22 protein-coding genes and 3 tRNA genes are annotated in these 19,871 nt (G+C 30.1%); 4 read left to right on the forward strand and 21 right to left on the reverse strand.

What is annotated here, in order from left to right; translation table 11 throughout:
* Position 1 precedes the first annotated feature (1 nt).
* The 16 genes from nuoI to ACIJYB_RS04410 form a co-directional block, all read right to left on the reverse strand.
* Positions 2 to 487, reverse strand: a complete 486-nt coding sequence (gene nuoI / locus ACIJYB_RS04335) for an NADH-quinone oxidoreductase subunit NuoI (protein ID WP_435150079.1) — start codon at positions 485 to 487, stop codon at positions 2 to 4.
* Between the two features lie 2 nt (positions 488 to 489).
* Positions 490 to 1,488: an NADH-quinone oxidoreductase subunit NuoH gene (gene nuoH, locus ACIJYB_RS04340; RefSeq protein ID WP_435150080.1), complete on the reverse strand. Its 999-nt coding sequence runs from the start codon at positions 1,486 to 1,488 to the stop codon at positions 490 to 492.
* Between the two features lies 1 nt (position 1,489).
* Complete coding sequence (gene nuoG, locus ACIJYB_RS04345) at positions 1,490 to 3,517, reverse strand: NADH-quinone oxidoreductase subunit NuoG (RefSeq protein WP_435150082.1); 2,028 nt, start codon at positions 3,515 to 3,517, stop codon at positions 1,490 to 1,492.
* Entirely contained in the window at positions 3,510 to 4,841 is a 1,332-nt protein-coding gene (gene nuoF, locus ACIJYB_RS04350; protein ID WP_435150084.1) for an NADH-quinone oxidoreductase subunit NuoF, read from the reverse strand. The genes nuoG and nuoF overlap by 8 nt, the downstream gene beginning before the upstream one ends.
* Entirely contained in the window at positions 4,834 to 5,442 is a 609-nt protein-coding gene (gene nuoE / locus ACIJYB_RS04355; protein ID WP_435150085.1) for an NADH-quinone oxidoreductase subunit NuoE, read from the reverse strand. Before nuoE ends, nuoF begins: the two co-directional genes overlap by 8 nt.
* Entirely contained in the window at positions 5,439 to 6,614 is a 1,176-nt protein-coding gene (locus ACIJYB_RS04360; protein WP_435150086.1) for an NADH-quinone oxidoreductase subunit D, read from the reverse strand. The genes nuoE and ACIJYB_RS04360 overlap by 4 nt, the downstream gene beginning before the upstream one ends.
* Positions 6,598 to 7,203: an NADH-quinone oxidoreductase subunit C gene (locus ACIJYB_RS04365; RefSeq protein WP_435150088.1), complete on the reverse strand. Its 606-nt coding sequence runs from the start codon at positions 7,201 to 7,203 to the stop codon at positions 6,598 to 6,600. Before ACIJYB_RS04365 ends, ACIJYB_RS04360 begins: the two co-directional genes overlap by 17 nt.
* Before the next feature lie 2 nt (positions 7,204 to 7,205).
* Complete coding sequence (locus ACIJYB_RS04370; RefSeq protein ID WP_435150090.1) at positions 7,206 to 7,721, reverse strand: NuoB/complex I 20 kDa subunit family protein; 516 nt, start codon at positions 7,719 to 7,721, stop codon at positions 7,206 to 7,208.
* 12 nt (positions 7,722 to 7,733) lie between these two features.
* Positions 7,734 to 8,102: an NADH-quinone oxidoreductase subunit A gene (locus ACIJYB_RS04375; protein WP_435150092.1), complete on the reverse strand. Its 369-nt coding sequence runs from the start codon at positions 8,100 to 8,102 to the stop codon at positions 7,734 to 7,736.
* 87 nt (positions 8,103 to 8,189) lie between these two features.
* Positions 8,190 to 8,266: transfer RNA gene (locus tag ACIJYB_RS04380), tRNA-Asp, on the reverse strand.
* Between the two features lie 12 nt (positions 8,267 to 8,278).
* Positions 8,279 to 8,354 (reverse strand) — tRNA-Val (locus tag ACIJYB_RS04385).
* 50 nt (positions 8,355 to 8,404) lie between these two features.
* Positions 8,405 to 10,783, reverse strand: coding sequence for an endopeptidase La (gene lon / locus ACIJYB_RS04390; RefSeq protein WP_435150094.1), 2,379 nt, complete (start codon positions 10,781 to 10,783; stop codon positions 8,405 to 8,407).
* A 61-nt stretch (positions 10,784 to 10,844) separates the two neighbouring features.
* On the reverse strand, positions 10,845 to 12,113 hold the full coding sequence (gene clpX, locus ACIJYB_RS04395; RefSeq protein WP_435150096.1) for an ATP-dependent Clp protease ATP-binding subunit ClpX: 1,269 nt from the start codon (positions 12,111 to 12,113) through the stop codon (positions 10,845 to 10,847).
* A 92-nt stretch (positions 12,114 to 12,205) separates the two neighbouring features.
* A complete protein-coding gene (gene clpP, locus ACIJYB_RS04400) occupies positions 12,206 to 12,817 on the reverse strand; it encodes an ATP-dependent Clp endopeptidase proteolytic subunit ClpP (RefSeq protein WP_435084982.1) in 612 nt (203 codons plus the stop codon).
* 32 nt (positions 12,818 to 12,849) lie between these two features.
* Complete coding sequence (tig, locus tag ACIJYB_RS04405; protein WP_435150098.1) at positions 12,850 to 14,283, reverse strand: trigger factor; 1,434 nt, start codon at positions 14,281 to 14,283, stop codon at positions 12,850 to 12,852.
* Between the two features lie 14 nt (positions 14,284 to 14,297).
* Positions 14,298 to 14,382 (reverse strand) — tRNA-Leu (locus ACIJYB_RS04410).
* A gap of 101 nt (positions 14,383 to 14,483) precedes the next feature.
* On the opposite strand from ACIJYB_RS04410, the gene ACIJYB_RS04415 reads away from it, so the two are divergent.
* Genes ACIJYB_RS04415 through ACIJYB_RS04425 form a run of 3 tightly spaced genes read left to right on the forward strand, consistent with a single transcriptional unit; the run spans position 14,484 to position 15,316 of the window.
* On the forward strand, positions 14,484 to 14,735 hold the full coding sequence (locus tag ACIJYB_RS04415) for a DUF1289 domain-containing protein (protein WP_435150099.1): 252 nt from the start codon (positions 14,484 to 14,486) through the stop codon (positions 14,733 to 14,735).
* Positions 14,728 to 14,898 carry a hypothetical protein gene (locus ACIJYB_RS04420; RefSeq protein WP_435084988.1) on the forward strand — a complete coding sequence of 57 codons (171 nt, stop codon included), beginning with the start codon at positions 14,728 to 14,730 and terminating at the stop codon, positions 14,896 to 14,898. Before ACIJYB_RS04415 ends, ACIJYB_RS04420 begins: the two co-directional genes overlap by 8 nt.
* Positions 14,885 to 15,316 carry a hypothetical protein gene (locus ACIJYB_RS04425; RefSeq protein WP_435150101.1) on the forward strand — a complete coding sequence of 144 codons (432 nt, stop codon included), beginning with the start codon at positions 14,885 to 14,887 and terminating at the stop codon, positions 15,314 to 15,316. The genes ACIJYB_RS04420 and ACIJYB_RS04425 overlap by 14 nt, the downstream gene beginning before the upstream one ends.
* Here the strand turns inward: ACIJYB_RS04425 and ACIJYB_RS04430 are convergent.
* Positions 15,313 to 15,444, reverse strand: coding sequence for a hypothetical protein (locus ACIJYB_RS04430; protein WP_435084990.1), 132 nt, complete (start codon positions 15,442 to 15,444; stop codon positions 15,313 to 15,315). The two genes, ACIJYB_RS04425 and ACIJYB_RS04430, sit on opposite strands and share 4 nt — an antisense overlap.
* A gap of 46 nt (positions 15,445 to 15,490) precedes the next feature.
* On the opposite strand from ACIJYB_RS04430, the gene ACIJYB_RS04435 reads away from it, so the two are divergent.
* The gene (locus ACIJYB_RS04435; protein WP_435150102.1) at positions 15,491 to 16,171 is read left to right on the forward strand and encodes a uracil-DNA glycosylase; all 681 of its coding nucleotides are present in this window, start codon (positions 15,491 to 15,493) and stop codon (positions 16,169 to 16,171) included.
* Here ACIJYB_RS04435 and ACIJYB_RS04440 read toward each other — a convergent pair.
* The 4 genes from ACIJYB_RS04440 to ACIJYB_RS04455 all read right to left on the reverse strand — a co-directional run bounded on the left by ACIJYB_RS04440 (position 16,161) and on the right by ACIJYB_RS04455 (position 19,856).
* A complete protein-coding gene (locus ACIJYB_RS04440) occupies positions 16,161 to 16,583 on the reverse strand; it encodes a YbgC/FadM family acyl-CoA thioesterase (RefSeq protein ID WP_435150104.1) in 423 nt (140 codons plus the stop codon). The two genes, ACIJYB_RS04435 and ACIJYB_RS04440, sit on opposite strands and share 11 nt — an antisense overlap.
* Positions 16,584 to 16,782: 199 nt before the next feature.
* Positions 16,783 to 17,433: a DUF3047 domain-containing protein gene (locus tag ACIJYB_RS04445; RefSeq protein WP_435150106.1), complete on the reverse strand. Its 651-nt coding sequence runs from the start codon at positions 17,431 to 17,433 to the stop codon at positions 16,783 to 16,785.
* A 214-nt stretch (positions 17,434 to 17,647) separates the two neighbouring features.
* Positions 17,648 to 18,394 (reverse strand): SDR family NAD(P)-dependent oxidoreductase, encoded by a 747-nt coding sequence (locus ACIJYB_RS04450; RefSeq protein WP_435150108.1) that lies wholly within the window; start codon positions 18,392 to 18,394, stop codon positions 17,648 to 17,650.
* Between the two features lie 4 nt (positions 18,395 to 18,398).
* Entirely contained in the window at positions 18,399 to 19,856 is a 1,458-nt protein-coding gene (locus tag ACIJYB_RS04455) for a cytosine permease (RefSeq protein WP_435150109.1), read from the reverse strand.
* Positions 19,857 to 19,871 lie beyond the last annotated feature (15 nt).

Consider the following 19,871-nt stretch of genomic DNA (forward strand, 5'->3'; position numbering starts at 1 on the left):
TTTATCTATATGGATTATCAGCTTTAATATTTGCCGCTAATACATTCTCCCATCTATCACCATTATCTAAAAGTTTTTCTTTTGTATAATACAGTTCTTCTCTTGTTTCTGTTGAAAATTCAAAATTCGGACCTTGAACTATTGCATCAACTGGGCAAGCTTCTTCACATAAACCACAGTAAATACATTTCATCATATCAATATCATATCTTGTAGTTTTTCTACTACCATCCTCTCTAGCTGCTGACTCGATTGTAATAGCTTGGGCTGGGCAAACAGCTTCACATAATTTACAGGCTATACATCTTTCTTCCCCATTAGGATATCTTCTAAGTGCATGTTCGCCTCTAAAACGTGGGCTTATTTTTCCTTTTTCAAATGGATAATTAATTGTTTTTTTTGATTTAAATAATTCTCTAATTGCAATTACTAAACCTCCTACAAAGTCTGTCATAAATATGGTTTTAAAAAATCTCGATAATTTCATTTTTAAATTACTGGTAAAAGGTTGAAATAAAATAAATAGCTAGCAGTTAATACCACCCAAGTTAAAGATAGAGGTAAAAATACTTTCCAACCAAGTCTCATTAATTGATCGTATCGATATCTTGGTACAATAGCTTTAACTAGAGCAAATAAAATAAATAAAAATAAAATTTTCAATATTAACCATATTGCTCCTGGTATAATTGTAAATGGGTAAACCTCTATTGGTGAAAGCCAACCTCCTAAAAACAATATTGCACCCATAGCACACATTAATAAAATATTGGCATACTCACCCAACCAAAACATGGCATACATCATGCCTGAATATTCTGTCTGATAACCGGCTACAAGTTCAGCTTCAGCTTCAGGCAAATCAAAAGGTGGTCTATTTGTTTCAGCTAATGCTGATATAAAAAAAATAACAAACATTGGAAATAGTGGAACAACAAACCATAATTTTTGTTGAGCAATAACAATATCATTTAAATTTAAAGATCCTACACAGAGCAGAACATTAATTATTATTACTCCTATTGAAACTTCATAAGATACCATTTGTGCAGCAGATCGAATTGCACCAAGAAAGGGATATTTTGAATTTGAAGCCCAACCACCCATAATAATTCCATAGACACCAAGTGAAGAAACTGCAAACAGGTAAAGTATTCCAACATTTATATCAGCTAATACTTGGGTTGCGCTAAATGGAATAACTGCCCAAGCAATTAAAGCTAGTGTCATAGTAACAATTGGAGCTAGTATAAAAATCACCTTATTTGAACTTGAAGGAATTATAATCTCTTTAAAAATATATTTTAAAGCATCTGCAAGTGATTGTAACAAACCAAAAGGTCCCACAACATTTGGGCCTTGTCTTTTTTGAACAAATGCCCACACTCTTCTATCAAGCCAAACAATCATTGCTACAGAAACTAAAACAGGGACTAATAAAAATAAAATTTTATAAACTTCTTGAAAAATTATACTTACATATTCCATGTTAATCTTCAGTGCCTGTAAATTTCAATTTTATTTTAGAGTCATTACACTCAATCATTGTTTTTGACGATCTAGCAATAACATTTGAAAAATAATAATCTTTAACATTAATTATTAACTTTTCACTTTGAAACTTTTTATCTGAATTGTTTAATTCGTTTATTTGTTTTTCCTTTTGTAAATTTAAGTAATTAAACATGCTACTTTCTAATTCATCTTTGTCGTTAAATAATTTTCTATTATTCATGTATTCAGCAAGTTTATTAATTATTTGCCAATCTTCTTTTGCTTCACCTGGAGGGTATGATGCTTTGTAAGCTTTTTGAACTTTTCCCTCTAGATTTGTAAAGTAACCATCTTGTTCAGTATAAGCTGACCCTGGTAAAATAATGTCTGCACATTCTGCTCCTTTATCACCATGGCTACCTTGATAAATGATAAATTCATCTTTTTTATCAAAATCCAAGCTATCTTGACCCACTAAATAAACAATATCAAATTTATGTTCTTTTAAATCATTTAATAAATGATTTCGATTATTGATTACACCAAGATCAAAATTTCCTACCGTTGCTGCATCACACGATAATATGTTTAAAGAGTTCCAATCAACAGAGATTTTATTATTTTTTATCAAAAATTCTTTTGTTCTATTAAATAAAAATTCTGAAGATTTTGATCTCAATAAAGACTCACCGATTATTATTACTGGTTTTTTTGACTCAATAATATCTTTTGATATTTCGTGAGTTCCTTCAAAAATATTATTTAATGTTTGGGTCTGACCATCTAAACTTTGATATGGATAAGTTAAATCACCTACATCATTTAATGAAATAATCTTTGTATTGTTGTTTAAATAGGCTTTTCTAATTCTGGCATTTAAAATAGTTGCTTCATACCTTGGGTTTGTGCCAACTAATAAAATTAAATCTGCTTCTTCAATACCATTAATAGAAGAATTGAATAAATAATTTTCTCTTTTAGAAATATTTACATATCTATTATCTGATCTAGATTCATAATTTTGAATATCTAATGTTCGATCAAAGAATTCTTTAAATATATAGCTAGTTTCCATATTCGTTAGGTCACCAACAAATCCACAAATTTTTTCTTTAGAAGTGTTTTCAAGTTTAGATTTAATAATTTTATAAACTTCTTCCCATGATGCTTTCTCAAATTTTCCGTTATATTTAATAAATGGCACATCTAACCTTTGATGAAGCAATCCATCACAAGCATATCTGGATTTATCTGAAATCCACTCTTCATTAATATCTTCATTAATAATTGGAAGAACTCTCTTTACTTCCCAATCATAAGTATCAACTCTGATGTTGGAGCCTATCGCATCCATAACATCAATCGTTTCTGTTTTTTTTAGTTCCCATGGTCTAGCTTCAAATACATAAGGTTTTGATGTCAAAGCACCTACTGGACATAAATCTACAACGTTCGCAGATAGCTCAGATTGCATTGACTGCTCTAAATAAGTAGTAATTTGCATATCTTCACCTCTGCCAATTGCTCCTATTTCTGGAACTCCAGCAATTTCAGTTGCAAATCTTACGCAACGTGTACAATGGATGCATCTTGTCATTTGAGTTTTAATTAATGGACCCATATTTTTTTCAGGAACTGTTCTTTTATTTTCTTTAAATCTTGATTTGTCTACACCGTAAAACATCGATTGATCTTGAAGATCACACTCGCCACCTTGGTCACAAACTGGGCAATCCAATGGATGATTGGCTAATAAAAATTCCATCACACCTTTTCTCGCTTTTTCAACAAAAGGAGTGTTTGTTTTTATATTCATGCCCTCTGCAGCTGGCATAGCACATGAAGCTACTGGTTTAGGAGATTTCTCCATTTCAACTAAACACATTCTGCAATTACCTGCTATGGACAATTTTTCATGATAACAAAATCTAGGGATTTCAACGCCAGCTTTTTCACAAGCCTGAAGAACAGTCAAACCTTCTTCTACTTCAATATCAATATCATTTACCTTTAGTTTAAGCATTATTTTTATCCAATAGATGTTGATCAACTAAATAAGGAATATCAATTTTTTTCTGTATTATAGGATCTAAGTTATTTCTTTTTTCAATTTCTTTTTTAAAATGTCGTAACAAACCTTGAACAGGCCAAGACGAACCCTCACCAAAAGCACAAATAGTATGTCCAGCTATTTGATTTGTTACATCTCCTAACATGTCTACTTCATCTTTTGTTGCTTCACCTGCTGCCATTCTTTCCAACATTCTCCACATCCAGCCAGATCCTTCTCTACATGGAGTACATTGACCACAACTTTCATGCTTATAAAATCTTGCAATTCTTGCCATACATTTAATGATGTCTTGATCTTTATTTATTACAACTATACCAGCTGTTCCTAATCCACTTTTTTCTGCCATTAAGGAGTCAAAATCCATTGTGAGGGTTTCGCATTTTTCTTGTGGGATTAATGGCATAGAAGATCCACCGGGTATTACTGCCTGTAAATTTTCCCATCCACCTATAACTCCTCCTGCATGAACTTCTATTAATTCTTTTAAAGGTATATTCATTTCTTCTTCAACATTGCAGGGATTGTTAACATTTCCAGATATACAGAAAATTTTAGTACCAGTATTTTTCTCTCTTCCTAAAGATGCAAACCATTTACCGCCTCTTCTAAGTATTGTCGGAACAACAGCAATTGTTTCTACATTGTTGATTATTGTTGGACATCCATATAATCCAATTAAAGCTGGGAAAGGTGGTTTTAATCTTGGCTGACCTTTTTTACCCTCAATACTTTCAAGTAAAGCCGTTTCCTCACCACATATATAAGCGCCTGCTCCATAATGAATATAAATATCTAAGTCCCAACCTGTGCCTGCAGCATTTTTCCCTATCAATTTCTTTTCATAAGCTTCATCAATTGCAGCTTGAAGTTTTTGACCATCAACAAAATACTCACCTCTTATATAAATATAACAAACATGTGCTTGTACTGCATAGGAAGCAATCAAACATCCTTCAATTAGTTTATGTGGTTCAAATCTTAAAATATCTCTATCTTTGCAAGTACCAGGTTCTGACTCGTCACCATTTATAACTAAATAATGAGGTCTTGAACCAATTTCTTTTGGTGCAAAAGACCATTTCAATCCTGTAGGAAATCCTGCGCCACCTCTTCCTCTAAGTTGTGACTCTTTAATTTCATTAATTATCCATTCCCTACCTTTGCCTGTAATATTTTTGGTATCAACCCAATCACCTCTTTTTTTTGAAGAGCTAACATCAGATCCCTTGTCGTTATATAAATTTTGAAAAATTCTATTGTTATCTTTAAGCATTTTTTAAATCCATTAGTGTTTTTCTACTATTTTCAGGTTCATTGTTAACACGACCTCTGTATGATCCTGGTTTAGGATTTTCTCCTTTTAAAATTTTGTCTAAAATTTTTAGAGTTTTTTCTTTGTCTAAATCTTCATAATAGTCATCATTAATTTGAATCATAGGGGCGTTAACACAAGCGCCTAAACACTCAACTTCCATCCATGAACAATCTTTATCACTTAAAAGTTCTGATTCATTTTCTGAAATTTTTTCTTTACAAGCTTCCACTAATTTATTTGCACCTCTAATCATACAAGGTGTTGTTGTACAAACTTGGACAAAAAATTTTCCTACAGGTGATAAGTTATACATTGTATAAAAAGTAGCCACCTCATAAACTTTTATATAAGGCATATCTAAAAATTTAGCGATATATTTCATAGCAGCTAATGGTATCCAGTTGTTATTCTGTCTTTGAGCTATATAAAGTAAAGACATAACTGCACTTTGTTGTTTTCCCTCAGGATATTTAGCAACAATAGATTTTGCTGCTTCCAAAGAAGATTTATTAAATTCAAAATTTTCTGGTTGATCTTTTGATGGTCTTCTTAAGCTCATCTATCCACCTCACCAAAAACAATGTCTAACGAACCTAGCACTGCAGGTACATCTGCTAACATGTGTCCTTTAATTAAATAATCCATAGATTGTAAATGAGAAAAGCCTGGAGCTCTAATCTTACATTTGTAGGGTTTGCTTGAGCCATCTGAAATAAGGTAAACACCAAATTCACCCTTCGGAGCCTCAACAGCTGTATAAATTTCGTCTTTTGGAACTCTATAACCCTCTGTAAAAAGTTTAAAATGATGAATTAATGCTTCCATTGATTGTTTAAGATCTTTTTTTGGTGGAGGGGTTATTTTTCCATCTGAAGATTTAATTGGACCCTTTTCCATTTTAACAAGACATTGTTTAATTATATAGACGCTTTCTTTCATCTCTTCTATTCTGCATAAGTATCGATCATAACAGTCGCCGTTTTTACCAACTGGAATTTTAAATTCTAATTGATCATAACATTCATAAGGCTGAGATTTTCTTAAATCCCACGGTACGCCCGATCCTCTAATCATAACACCTGAAAAAGCATAATCTAATGCGTCATCCTTAGTTACAATTCCTATGTCAACATTTCTTTGTTTGAAAATTCTATTGTCAGTTAACAGACTCTCTAAATCATTAATAATTTTTGGAAATGTTTCACAAAATTTTGCTATGTCTTCTTCAAGACCGTTGGGTAAATCTTGGTGTACACCGCCGGCTCTAAAATAATTTGCATGAAGTCTTGACCCTGAGGCCCTTTCATAGAAAGTCATAAGAGTTTCTCTTTCTTCAAAACCCCACAATGAAGGTGTCAAAGCTCCTACATCTAAAGCTTGAGTAGTAACATTTAAAATATGACTTAAAATTCTTCCAATTTCACAAAAGATAACCCTTATGTATTGAGCTCTAATTGGCACATCAATATTTAAAATCTTTTCAATAGAAAGTGCAAATGCATGCTCTTGATTTATAGGTGCTACATAATCAAGTCGATCAAAATAAGGGACTGCCTGCATATAAGTCTTATTTTCGATTAACTTTTCTGTTCCTCTATGCAGTAAACCTATGTGCGGGTCAGCTTTTTCAACAACCTCACCATCAAGTTCTAAAATTAACCTTAATACACCATGGGCAGCAGGGTGTTGAGGACCAAAATTTAAATTCAAATTTTTAATTTTTTTTGTCATTATTTTTAATTTCTTCTTTAATATACTTTGTTCCCTCCCAAGGACTTTCATAGTCAAAATTTCTATAGTTTTGCTCTAATTTAACAGGTTCACTAATTACTTTTTTTTGATCTTCGCTATATCTAACTTCAGTATTGCCAGTTAATGGAAAATCTTTTCGTAATGGATGACCCTCAAAACCATAATCAGTTAATATTCTTCTTAAATCAGGATGATCTTTAAATGATACACCATACATATCAAAAACTTCTCTTTCCATCCAATTCGCTGCAGGAAAAATACTTGTTAAAGATGGTATTACTTCATTTTCAGCAATCGTGTAACTTAAGATAATTCTTTGATTAAATTCATGACTTAAAAATAAATATACCATTTTAAATCTATGTGCATTTTCTGGATAATCTACAGTAGTAATATCAATTAATTGCCTAAATTTAAAATCTGGATTTGTTTTTATAAAAAGTGTTACATCAATCAAATCACCTTTATCTGTTTCAATATAAAGCTGATTGTATTTAATCTCAGTTTTATTTATTTTGGTAGTTAATCCTGAATTAATTTTTTTCTCTAAATCTATTAAATTATTCATAACTATCTAATAAATGAACCTTTGTTTCTAATTTTTTTTTGAAGTTGAAGTATTCCATATAATAAAGCTTCAGCGGAAGGTGGACAACCAGGAACATAAACATCAACTGGAACAATTCGATCACAACCTCTTACTACTGAATATGAATAATGATAATATCCACCACCATTAGCGCAGCTTCCCATAGATATTACATATCTTGGTTCTGGCATTTGATCATAAACTTTTCTAAGTGCTGGTGCCATTTTATTAGTTAGTGTGCCAGCTACAATCATAACATCAGATTGTCTAGGTGAACCTCTTGGCGCAGCTCCAAATCTTTCCAAATCATATCTAGGCATAGCTGTTTGCATCATCTCAACAGCACAACATGCTAAACCAAAAGTCATCCAGTGAAGCGATCCAGATCGCGACCAATTAATCAGGTTGTTTAAAGAAGTTGTTATAAAACCATTTTTACTAAAATCTTCAGCTAGTTTTTTAAATTCTTCTGGTACTTGATCTATCTTATTATTCATTGTAGTTAATTTTTATTCCCAATCCAACGCACCTTTTTTCCATTCATAAATAAAACCAATAGTAAGTATGAATAAAAAAATCATCATAGATGAAAAACCTAATATACCAATGTTGCCAAGAGATATTGCCCAAGGAAATAAAAATGCAATTTCTAAATCAAAAATAATAAACAGTATGGCAACCAAATAAAATCTTACATCAAATTCCATCCTAGAATCTTCAAAAGGTTCGAATCCACACTCATAGGCTGATAGCTTTTCAGGATCAGGTTGTTTTGGTGATAATATAAAATTAACAACTACAAATGCGCAACTAAGACCAAATGCAATTATCAGAAATATTATAATTGGTAAGTAATCTTTTAAAAATTCAGATAACATGGAAATGTATATAGCAGTTTTTAACAGTTGTTGAAGAGCAGATACGTCACATTTTAATTGATATTAATAGAATAAATTACAAAAAAGTGGCGGGAGTGAAGGGACTCGAACCCTCGACCTATCGCGTGACAGGCGATCGCTCTAACCAACTGAGCTACACCCCCACTTTGTTATTTTGGTGGGTAGTAAAGGACTCGAACCTTTGACCCCCTCGGTGTAAACGAGATGCTCTACCAACTGAGCTAACCACCCTAAAATAAGGCTACTTATTACATCAACGGTTTAATAAAGTAAATTAATTATTATTGAATACTAGCTTGAGATTTGTCATCTTTTTTAGATATATCAACCTCAACCCACTCTGTTCTTTTAAGTTCCTTAGTTAAAGCAACTTTTAAAACCTGATCAGCATATTCAACTGGTGTTATCTTAATATCATCGATAATTTTTTTTGGCATATCAACTAAATCTTTTTCATTTTCTTTTGGAATCAATACCTCTTTAATTCCAGCTCTGTGTGCAGCTAATAATTTTTCTTTTAAACCACCAATTGGTAAGACTTGTCCTGTTAAAGTAACCTCACCAGTCATAGCAACATCCCTTCTGACAGGGATCCCTGTAATTGATGAAACAATTGATGTTACCATTCCAATACCTGCTGATGGACCATCCTTTGGTGTAGCTCCCTCAGGGACGTGAATATGAAAATCTTTTTTTTCAAACAAAGGAGGGATTATTCCATATTCTAAACATTTTGATCTAACAAAAGATTTTGCAGCTTTAACTGACTCTTGCATTACATCTCCAAGTTTACCTGTGATTTGCATTCTACCTTTACCTGGCATTGTTACAGTTTCTATTTTTAAAATTTCTCCACCGTATTCTGTCCATGCAAGTCCAGTTACAATCCCCACTCTATTCTCAGACTCTAATTCACCAAATTTGAATTTAGCAATTCCAAGAAAATCTGACAAATTTTTATTATTTATATTTACCTCTTTTTCTTCACCAGCAACTATTTTTTTAACAACTTTTCTCGCTAGTTTTGAGATTTCTCTTTCTAAGTTTCTAACACCAGATTCTTTTGTGTAGCCTCTAATAACCTCCTTAATGATATCATTGTCAAGTTTCATCTCCTTATCTTTAACACCATTATCTTTAATTTGTTTTGGTAAAAGGTATTTATTTGCAATACTAATTTTTTCATCTTCTGTGTATCCAGCTAACCTTATTACTTCCATTCTATCTAAAAGAGGTGGGAGAATATTTAATGTATTAGCAGTAGTCACAAACATTACATCTGACAAGTCATAATCAACTTCTAGGTAGTGATCATTAAATGTAGTGTTTTGTTCTGGATCTAATGCTTCCAATAAAGCTGATGATGGATCTCCTCGATAGTCATTTCCAATTTTGTCTATTTCGTCCAGCAAAATTAACGGATTTTTTGTTCCTGCTTTTTTCATCATTTGAATTATTTTTCCAGGTAACGATCCTATATAAGTTCTTCTATGACCTCTAATTTCAGCTTCATCTCTCATTCCACCAACTGACATTCTAACAAATTCTCTATTAGTGGCTCTAGCGATAGATTTACCTAAAGAAGTTTTACCAACTCCTGGAGGTCCAACTAAACATAAAATTGGCCCTTTAATTTTTTCCATTCTTTTTTGGACAGCTAGAAATTCAATTATTCTCTCTTTAACTTTTTCAAGTCCAAAATGATCTTTATCTAAGATATTTAAGGCTTTTGTTAAATCAATATCAACTTCACTTTTTTTGTGCCAAGGAAGTTCAGTCATCCAATCTAGGTAGTTTCTAACTACAGTTGCTTCAGCTGACATTGGGCTCATGTTTTTTAATTTTTTAAGCTCTTGCAAACATTTTTTTTCAACCTCTTTAGGCATCTTTGCTTTTGTAATCGCTTTATTAAGGCTAGTTGTTTCATCTTTGCCATCTTCAATTTCACCCAGTTCTTTTTGAATAGCTTTTAATTGTTCATTTAAATAATATTCTCTTTGAGTTTTTTCCATCTGAGTCTTAACTCTACCTCTAATTCTTTTTTCAACACCTATGATACTTGTTTCATTTTCCATTATTTTAATGATGGCATTTATTCTTTTCTTCACATCTACTGTTTCAAAAATTTGTTGTTTCTCAGAAATTGTTGCATTGATATGAGAGGCTATATTATCTGCAATTTGAGATGGGTCTTTTAACTGTTTAATTGTACTGATAGTTTCGCTTGAAACTTTTTTATTAATAGAAGTTAATTTTTCTAATCTTCTAAGAGCAGTTGCTGCAAGTGGATATAAATCTTCATCTTTATTAATCACATCTTTATAGTGAGCATAATCACAAGTTATAAATTTTTCATTATCCTTAAAATCTAATATTTTTACTCTTTTAACACCCTCAACTAAAACTTTTACAGTTCCGTCAGGAAGTTTTAAAAGTTGCAGGATGTTTCCTTCACATCCATACATAAATATATCTGTTTTTTTTGGGTCATCAATTTCAGAATTTTTTTGAGTAACTAATATAATTTTCTTATCTTTTTTCATAACTTCATTCAAAGCTGAAATAGATTTATCTCTTCCAACAAAAAGAGGGATTACCATACTTGGGAAGACTACTATGTCTCTCAACGGCAATAACGGTGATGTGATTTTGATATCCATAGTCTTTAATATGGATATTATATTTTATATTGCAATAGGTTTTTATTAGTTATTAGGTATATTAAGCCGCTGAGGGTTTATTTGACTTTGATTTATTGTCACCTTTGGTGTGAACTAATAATGGTTGGGACTGACCTTTGGCAGCTCCTGCGTCAACTATAACTTCTTCTATATTTTCCTGACTTGGCAAATCATACATAGTTTTCAATAAAATATTTTCTAAAATTGATCTTAAACCTCTTGCACCTGTTTTTTTCTTAATTGCTTTTTGAGCAATTTCTTTTAATGCATTTTCTCTAAAAGTTAATTTTGCTCCATCAAGTTTAAACAGCTCTTGATACTGTTTCGTTAAAGAGTTTTTAGGTTCTTGTAAAATTTTAATTAATGATTTTTCATCTAAATCCTCAAGAGTTGCAATCATAGGTAGTCTTCCAATAAACTCTGGTATTAAACCAAATTTTAATAAATCCTCAGGTTCAAGGGTTTTCATCCATTCACCAGTTTTTTTATCTTGAGTATTTTTTACATCAGCACCAAACCCAATTGATGTTCCTTTGTCTCTTTGAGAAATAATTTTATCAAGACCAGCAAAAGCACCTCCACAAATAAACAGTATATTAGTTGTATCGACTTGTAAAAATTCTTGTTGCGGATGTTTTCTTCCTCCTTGAGGTGGAACGCTTGCAACTGTTCCTTCCATAATTTTTAATAAAGCTTGCTGAACACCCTCTCCAGAAACATCCCTAGTTATTGATGGGTTCTCTGATTTTCTACTAATTTTATCAACTTCATCAATATAGACAATTCCTCTTTGAGCTTTTTCAACATTATAATCTGAAGCCTGTAATAATTTTAAAATAATATTTTCAACATCTTCACCGACATATCCTGCCTCTGTAAGAGTTGTTGCATCAGCCATAGTAAATGGAACATCTAATATTCTAGCAAGAGTTTGAGCTAATAGTGTTTTACCACATCCCGTTGGACCAACTAATAATATATTAGATTTTGCAAGTTCAACATTTTTACTAGTTTTGCTTTCATAGTTTAATCTTTTATAATGATTATGAACAGCAACAGATAAAACTTTTTTTGCATAAGGTTGGCCTATTACATAATCATCTAAAACAGTACAAATTTCTTTTGGTGAAGGAAGGCCGTCTTGATGTTTTACAAAAGTATCTTTGCTTTCTTCTTTAATGATGTCCATACACAATTCTACACACTCATCACAAATAAAAACTGTTGGACCAGCAATAAGTTTTCTTACTTCGTGTTGACTCTTTCCACAGAAAGAGCAGTAAAGAATATTTTTATTATTTGTTGTCATAATATAATTTTTAACGAATCAATTTAATTACTTTATTATAGAAGACTCCTACTAATCAAGTTAGGATTGTCACACGTTCAATATATGGTGTTTTATGATCTTTTTTCTACTACTTCGTCTATTAAACCAAAGTCTTTAGCAACTTCTGCAGTCATAAAGTTATCTCTCTCTAAAGCAGACTTAACTTCATCAACAGATTTACCTGTATGTTTAGAGTAAATTTCATTTAATCTTTTTTTTAATGACGAAACCTCATTTGCATGTATTTCGATATCTGTTACTTGGCCTTGAAAACCAGCCGATGGTTGATGAACCATTACTCTTGAATTTGGAAGTGAAAATCTTTTACCTTTTGTTCCAGCAGCAAGTAAGAAAGATCCCATTGAGGCTGCTTGACCAATGCACAAAGTTGAAATATCAGGCTTCACATATTGCATAGTATCATAAATACCAAGACCCGCTGTCACTAACCCACCTGGGCTATTAATATATAAATAAATTTCTTTTTTTGGATCCTCTGCTTCAAGAAATAATAATTGAGCTGTAACTAATGATGCAACGTTGTCATTTATTTGACCAGTTAAAAAAATAATTCTTTCTTTTAAAAGTCTAGAATATATATCGTAAGCTCTTTCACCTTTATTAGATTGCTCAACAACCATTGGAACTAAAGTATTCATGTGTTCAGATAATTTTGTTGTCATAAGTTGATTCGTATTACTTATACAACTTGAGATTACTTTTTGCTAACTTTTTTTGCTTTTGGCTTTGTTTTGGAAGCTTTTGCTAAGGGTTTTTTTTCTGTTTTAGGTTTTGTTTTAATTGGTTTTTTTGTTTCTTTTTTTTCACCCTCATGATCGTGATCATGATTATGATCATGTTTATGAGCTTCTTTTAGAATTTTTTCAGCTTCATCTTTTGAAATTTCTTTTTTATTTACTTTAGCTTTATCTTTAATTAAATTTAAAATTTTTTCTTCGTAAACTGTACCTCTTAAATTTGCTACCGCAGATGGATTTTTTTGATAAAAATCCATTACCATTTTTTCTTGTCCGGGCATCATTCTTAGTTGTTTTTGTACTTCAGCTTGTATTTCTTGTTCTGAAACATTGATTTTATTTTGTTCACCAAATTCATTCAAAATTAACCCCGTTTTAATTCTAGTTTTTGCAGTTTCGATAAATTTAGTTTTGTTTTTTTTTGCTTCCTCTTCAGACATACCTTGTGAAAGAATTTTAACTTCTTCCTCAACTAAATTTTCAGGAATTTCATCAACTTTAATTTTTTCAATTTCTTTTAAAATTTGATTCTTAGACAATTGATCTAATGAATTTTTGTACTCATCATTAATTTGTTTGGATATTAAAGTCTTTAAATCATCTAAATTTTTTGCACCTAGGTTTTTAGCAAAAGTATCATCTATCTTTACTTCCTCAGGATTTTTAATATTTATTACTTTACAATTAAATTGTGCTTTTTTATTTACTAATTCTTTTTCAGGAAAATTTTCTGGTAAAATAGCTTCAACTATTTTTTCATCATTTTTTTTTACTCCTATCAACTGTTTGTCAAAACCTTTTAAAAACAAATCTTTGCCAAGAGTTAATTGTGTATTTTTACCTTCACTTCCTTTAAAATCTTTTCCATCTACTGTTGCTTTGTAATCAATAGTTACTTGATCTCCGTCTTTAGCTTTTGTATCTTGATTTGCCTCTTTAAAGCTAGGTTGATTTTTTGCGATTTCTTTAATTCGTTTGTCTGTTTCACTCTTGTCTATTTTAACTGAGTACTGATCAAACTTAATACTTTCTATTGATTTTACTTCGACTTTTGGCAATTCAGTTACTGATAAAACATATTCTAAATCTTTATCTTCACCATAAGTTTTTAAATCAAGCTTTGGTTGGCCTGCGGGTTTGATCTTTTGCTCTTCTAAAGCTTTGGTTGATGTATCTTTTAATACTTTGTCTAATACTTCTCCAAATACAGCTTTTCCAAATTGCCTCTTTAAAACTTCTTTTGGAACTTTCCCTGGACGAAAACCTTTTAAGTTTACAGTTCCTTTAATCTCTTCATATTTTTCATCCATATAAGAGTTCATTGTCTCTTTATCGATAAAAACTTTAACGTCTTTATTTAGACCTTTTTTATTTTCTACTGTAACTTTCATAATAATTTAATATTTGGTAGGGCGAAAAGGACTCGAACCTTCACATCCGAAAATATTGGTTCCTAAGACCAACGCGTCTACCAATTCCGCCATCGCCCCACAAATTACGAGGTTTTATATATTATTGAAACTATTTGTCCAATGACAATTGTTAAAAAATTAACTATTTATCTCCTATAATTTATAAAAATATTTAAAAAATGATTGTTTCACCATGTATCAGCATTTGCAAAACGGATCCATCAACAGGTTATTGCTATGGTTGTGGAAGAAACAATGATGAAAAGAAGATTTGGAAACTTGAAGCGACTAATGATGATTGGAAAAAAACTAACCTTGATACAATTAAAAAAAGATTAAGTGGATGGCAATTGGAAAGCTTTAATGAGTCTTATGAGCACAAAATTAATAACGGAATATCTCTATTTAAGAAAAATTTAAAAAATGAATAAATCGTCAATTATAATTTTAATTTATATAATTGGTCTAATTTTTGGTGCTTTAGGCCTAGAAATGTGGAGTGCTCAAACAAGCCCAAAAGCTTTATTGGGCATTGGATGGACAGCACTTCTATTAATAGGGTTATTTTTAACTGAAAAAAATGAAAAAAATTAAATTTTTAAATTTTCTTTCTTTAATTATACTAACTTTATTTATTGTTAGTAGTTTAAATGCAGAAATTATCATTCTTAGCGCTTGTGATAATAAAAAAGATGGTTTCTTAAAGAATGAATATATTTTAGATTTAGAAAAATCATTAATGACAAGAAATTTTGTCTATAACAACAAAACTTTTAAAAAATATCGTGTTACAGATCTTTCTATAAAAAAAGAAAACACATTAACAAAATTTATCTATCAAGAGAATGATAAAATTTTGACTGATAAAATTGGCTATCCTCAATTTTACACACAATTATTATTTGAAATAGACAATCCAAATATTATGATAAAAACTGTGATAAATAATGAAGAGGGAATTTCTTTCATGTCTTCATGTAAAAAAATTGAAAGATTTGAAAAAGAAAGTTAATTTTTCTTTTTATTTTTTTTTATTGAATTTTTATTTTTAAAATTAAACTTACTGCTATTTGTAATGCTGCTTCTGTGTTTTGCGTAAGCTTGTTTTTGGGCTTGTTTCATTGCTTTTTTAGAAGACATAATAATTATAATCTAATATTCTATTTCCAATCTATCAATTAATTAAATGAACAATAAAATTAAAAGTCTTAATAAAACAATTATTAAATGCAAAAAATGTCCAAGATTAACCAATTTCATTAAAAAAATTTCTAAAGAAAAAAGAAAACAAAATATTGATGAAAAATATTGGGGTAAACCAGTTGCGGGATTTGGTGATGTGAACGCAAAACTTCTAATATTAGGGTTAGCTCCTGCCGCACACGGTGGAACAAGAACTGGACGCGCTTTTACTGGTGACAAATCTGGAGAATTTTTATTTCAATGTCTATATAAAGCAAAAATAGCCAATCAACCTACTTCAAAAAATTTAAATGATGGTCTCAAGATAAAATCTACTTACATCACAAATATATTAAAATGTGTTCCTCCAGGAGATAAACCTCTTAATAAAGAATTGGATAATTGTTCCATATTTTTTGATACAGAAATTTCTAATTTAAAAAAATTAGAGCTAATTATAACATTAGGAAAAGTTGCCTTTGATAACTGTCTTAAATTTTATAAAAAAAAATATACTCTTACTAAAAAAATACATTTCAAACATGGTAAATCCTATTTATTGCCTGATAATGTAACTTTAATTCCTTGCTACCATCCTAGTCCAAGAAATGTAAATACAAAATTAATTTCTGAAAAAATGATGATTACTTTGTTTCAAAGAGCTAAAAGAATAACTAAAGTTTAATACTATCGCAAAAATAAGGTTTAAAATTATCAAAAATTATATCTGGAACTTTAACCGGTTTACCTTTTTCATTTACAAAAACTAAATGAACTTGTGCCTCCACAATCGAGATTTCATTTTTACTTATAAACTGATTCATAAAAAAAGATGTTTTTGTTACTGATTTTACAAAAGATCTAATAGATAATTGATCTTCAAGATGTGCTGATTTTTTATATTCAATATTGCAAGATTTAACAACAATGAGTGCATTAAACTTTTCTTTAATTTGTAAATTGCTTAATCCAATTTTTGCTAAAGCTTCTGTTCTAGCTCTTTCAAGATACTTAAGATAATTAGCGTAATACACAACTCCACCTGCATCTGTATCTTCGTAGTATACTTTAACATTATGGTAAAAGTTTTCATGCATAACAATATTCTATCAAAAAAAATAATGATTTAATATAAACTAAGATATAGTTTAAATAATGAAAATATATATCATCTGGTTAATTGGAGTTATTTTGTGGAATTTCGGCTTCCCTAATGCACAACCAATAGAAGATGTTATTGTGGCAGTTCTATTATCTTTTTTAAGTATAGGTTTAAAAAAGTATCTTAAATTCTAATCAATTTGCAGAAAAATAAATATTTTGAAAATAAGAGATAGCTTTTAATTTTGAGTTATCGGTGTCAACCATAATCGCTAAACCATCTAATTGATTTACATCCAAATTATGAAATCTTTTAAAGTCTTCTTTGACATTGGCTTTTACAGTTATCCATTTATTCAAATCATTTTTAGTAGTTGCCAACACATTATCTATAGATTTCTTTGTGTATGGGCTTGGAGAGTTAAAATCAACATCGTTATTGCTTGAAAATACATAGTTAATGGCTCTATTAGATAAAGGTGTAGCACCAGTTTTTTTTATTACAAAAACACGTGCAGCAAAATCATGTCCTTTTTTAGTATTTTCTTTAATTCCTGGCAGATCTTTCTCCACTTTCCATGTAATATTGATAAATGGGGTTTTGTTTAAATTGATATTTATCTCTTTACCTAATCCTGATGCTGCATTATCAGCAATTGCTTTTAAAAAATTACCCTTTTCATTAACTCCTACGGAATAGACAGTTTTGTTATCGGCTCCTCTTACTTTTCTTACCTCTAATTTTGAAAGCTCTGAATTTGTAAACTCAAATACATTTGCAACTTCAGCATTAGCAAAAGAAAATGAAACAAAAATTAAAATAAATAAACTAAAACATTTATACATAAAAAACTTATAAATAATTATATTTTAAATACAACTTTTAGACACATTTTAAACATTCTTAATTCAATATTTGTAATTAGGTTTAGATAATGAAAACAATTTCAATTTTTTTACTATTGATCTACTGGTCAGTAATGATTTTTGCTCCTGTAATGGAAAAAAATACTAATTTTGGTGAAAAAAAATTGTTAGAGACTTATAGCAACTAGCTATACTAATATGTTGATCTGCCACCACTAATATCAAACACCGCTGCTGTAGAAAAAGAATTTTCCTCTGAAGAGAGCCAACAAACCAATGAGGTAAACTCATGTATTTCAAGAAATCTGCCTCTGGGTACTTTGGAAAGCATTCTTTGAACATGCTCTTTGCTCATTTGATCTAAAATTCTTGTTTTAGCTCCTGCAGGAGTTACGGCATTTACAGCTATATTCTTATTAGCAAGTTCTTTTCCAAGTGACTTTGTAAGGCCAATCGCACCCGCTTTTCCAGAGCTATAGGCGCTTGCATTTGCATTTCCATCTTTACCAGCTACAGAAGCTACGTTTACAATTCTACCATAATCATTTTTAATCATATTTGGAACTATCGCTCTACAACAATTAAATGTACCAACAAGATTTATCTGAACAATCTTATTCCACATCTCAATGTCATACTCCCATAATGGAGCCGTTGGACCTGTAATCCCAGCATTATTAATTAAAATATCAATATTAGATTTTGATGTAATGTTTGAAACTGTTTTTTCTATTTGTTTGTAATTTGAAACATCAACCACATCATAACTTAAATTATCATTATTAACTTCATCAGCTGCTGATTTAAGTAATTTTTCATCAATATCCCAAATAATAACTTTAGCACCAGAGTCTAAAAAACGTTTTGCAATATCAAGACCAAAACCTTGACCACCACCTGTTATGACAGCTGTTCTATCTTTAAAATCAAATTCATTCATAAATCTATCTTTTTGCAAGCAAGTAATACGTTATTGAAGAGGCCATTGCGCCAATTATCCAAGCATAAGATTGTAAAAACATTAAATTAGTATTCCATATTGTTGAAGCAGAAAAAATAAAACCTATAATCAAAGAGTATAATGCTTTGATGTGCCAACCTTTTGAATAATAATAAGCTCCATTAGCTTCAACTGAATAAATATCTTTGTTACTTAAGCTGTTTTCTTTAATTAAATAATAATCAACTATAATTACTCCAAATAATGGTCCAAAGAATGCACCAAAAGTATCAACAAAAGATAAAATTCCAATTTGACTTAAAAGCGTAAGCCAAAAAATCCCAATCAAAAAACCTGTAATTGAAATTACATAGCTTGCACTTTTTAGTGTTAATTTACTTGGTATAAAATTAATAAGTGAATATTGAGATGGAATAAAATTTGCTACCAGGTTAGTTGAAGCTGAAGCAACAATTATAAAAAAAAGAACAATAATGGTAATTTGTAGATTATCAAATTTACCAATAATGTCCGTTGGGTTTGTAAAAATTCTATTTAAATCCTCAAATTTTTGATTTAAAAATGTGTCAGAACCCACAACAATAAAAATAGCAAAAAATGAAAAAATAATTAGATTTAAAATTAAACTGAAGTTTCCTTTTTCTAAATTTTTTTCATCTTTTACATATCTAGAATAATCACCAAAACTTAAAATAATTATTGAAAAATATGCAAAAATAGTTCCCGCAACTGTTAACAATGGTATTAAATTATTGATGTCTAAAAAATTTTTGAAATTTAAAATATTGATAAATGCTTGTGATGTTGCTTGTACATCGCTTAAAAAAACAACAAAGAAAAAAATTATCATTCCAGAATAGACTGTAATAGCTGAAATATTAATCAACTTTTTATTAAATTGAATTCCTACACTAAACATTGTTGCTTGAAAAATAACAACACCACTAAATGAAATCCAGTCAATTATATTTAATCCCAACAAAAATGTAAGAAAGATTTCTTGATCTAAAAGAGAATTGTCAATTGAGAAAATTAATATTCTTAAAAGATAACTAATAGCCTTTGATAAAAAATATGTTTGAATACCAAACATAAATATTCCAACAATACTTCTGATTAAGCCAAAAAATTTTGCTCCTCTAAAACCTAAAGAAGATCTTAATAGAACTGCGAATGGTAGACCAAATTTTTGTGAAGGCTTACCAATTAAATTTGAAAATAAATAAACAAAAAATGATCCTAAAATAGTACCAAAAAAAACTACAAAAGTATTCAAACTATAAATTGTATATAGTGAAGCTATTAAAGAAAATCCTATTATACTTTGAACGTTAACACCCCAATAACAAAAAAGGTCTTTCCAGTCCCAAGTTTTATAATTTGGGTTTACTGAAACAAGGTCCCAATTTGAAAGAGAATATTTTACTTTTGGCTGATTCACTAAAAATTATAATAA

The organism is Candidatus Pelagibacter bacterium nBUS_44, from assembly GCF_051200895.1.
Taxonomy (GTDB): domain Bacteria; phylum Pseudomonadota; class Alphaproteobacteria; order Pelagibacterales; family Pelagibacteraceae; genus Pelagibacter.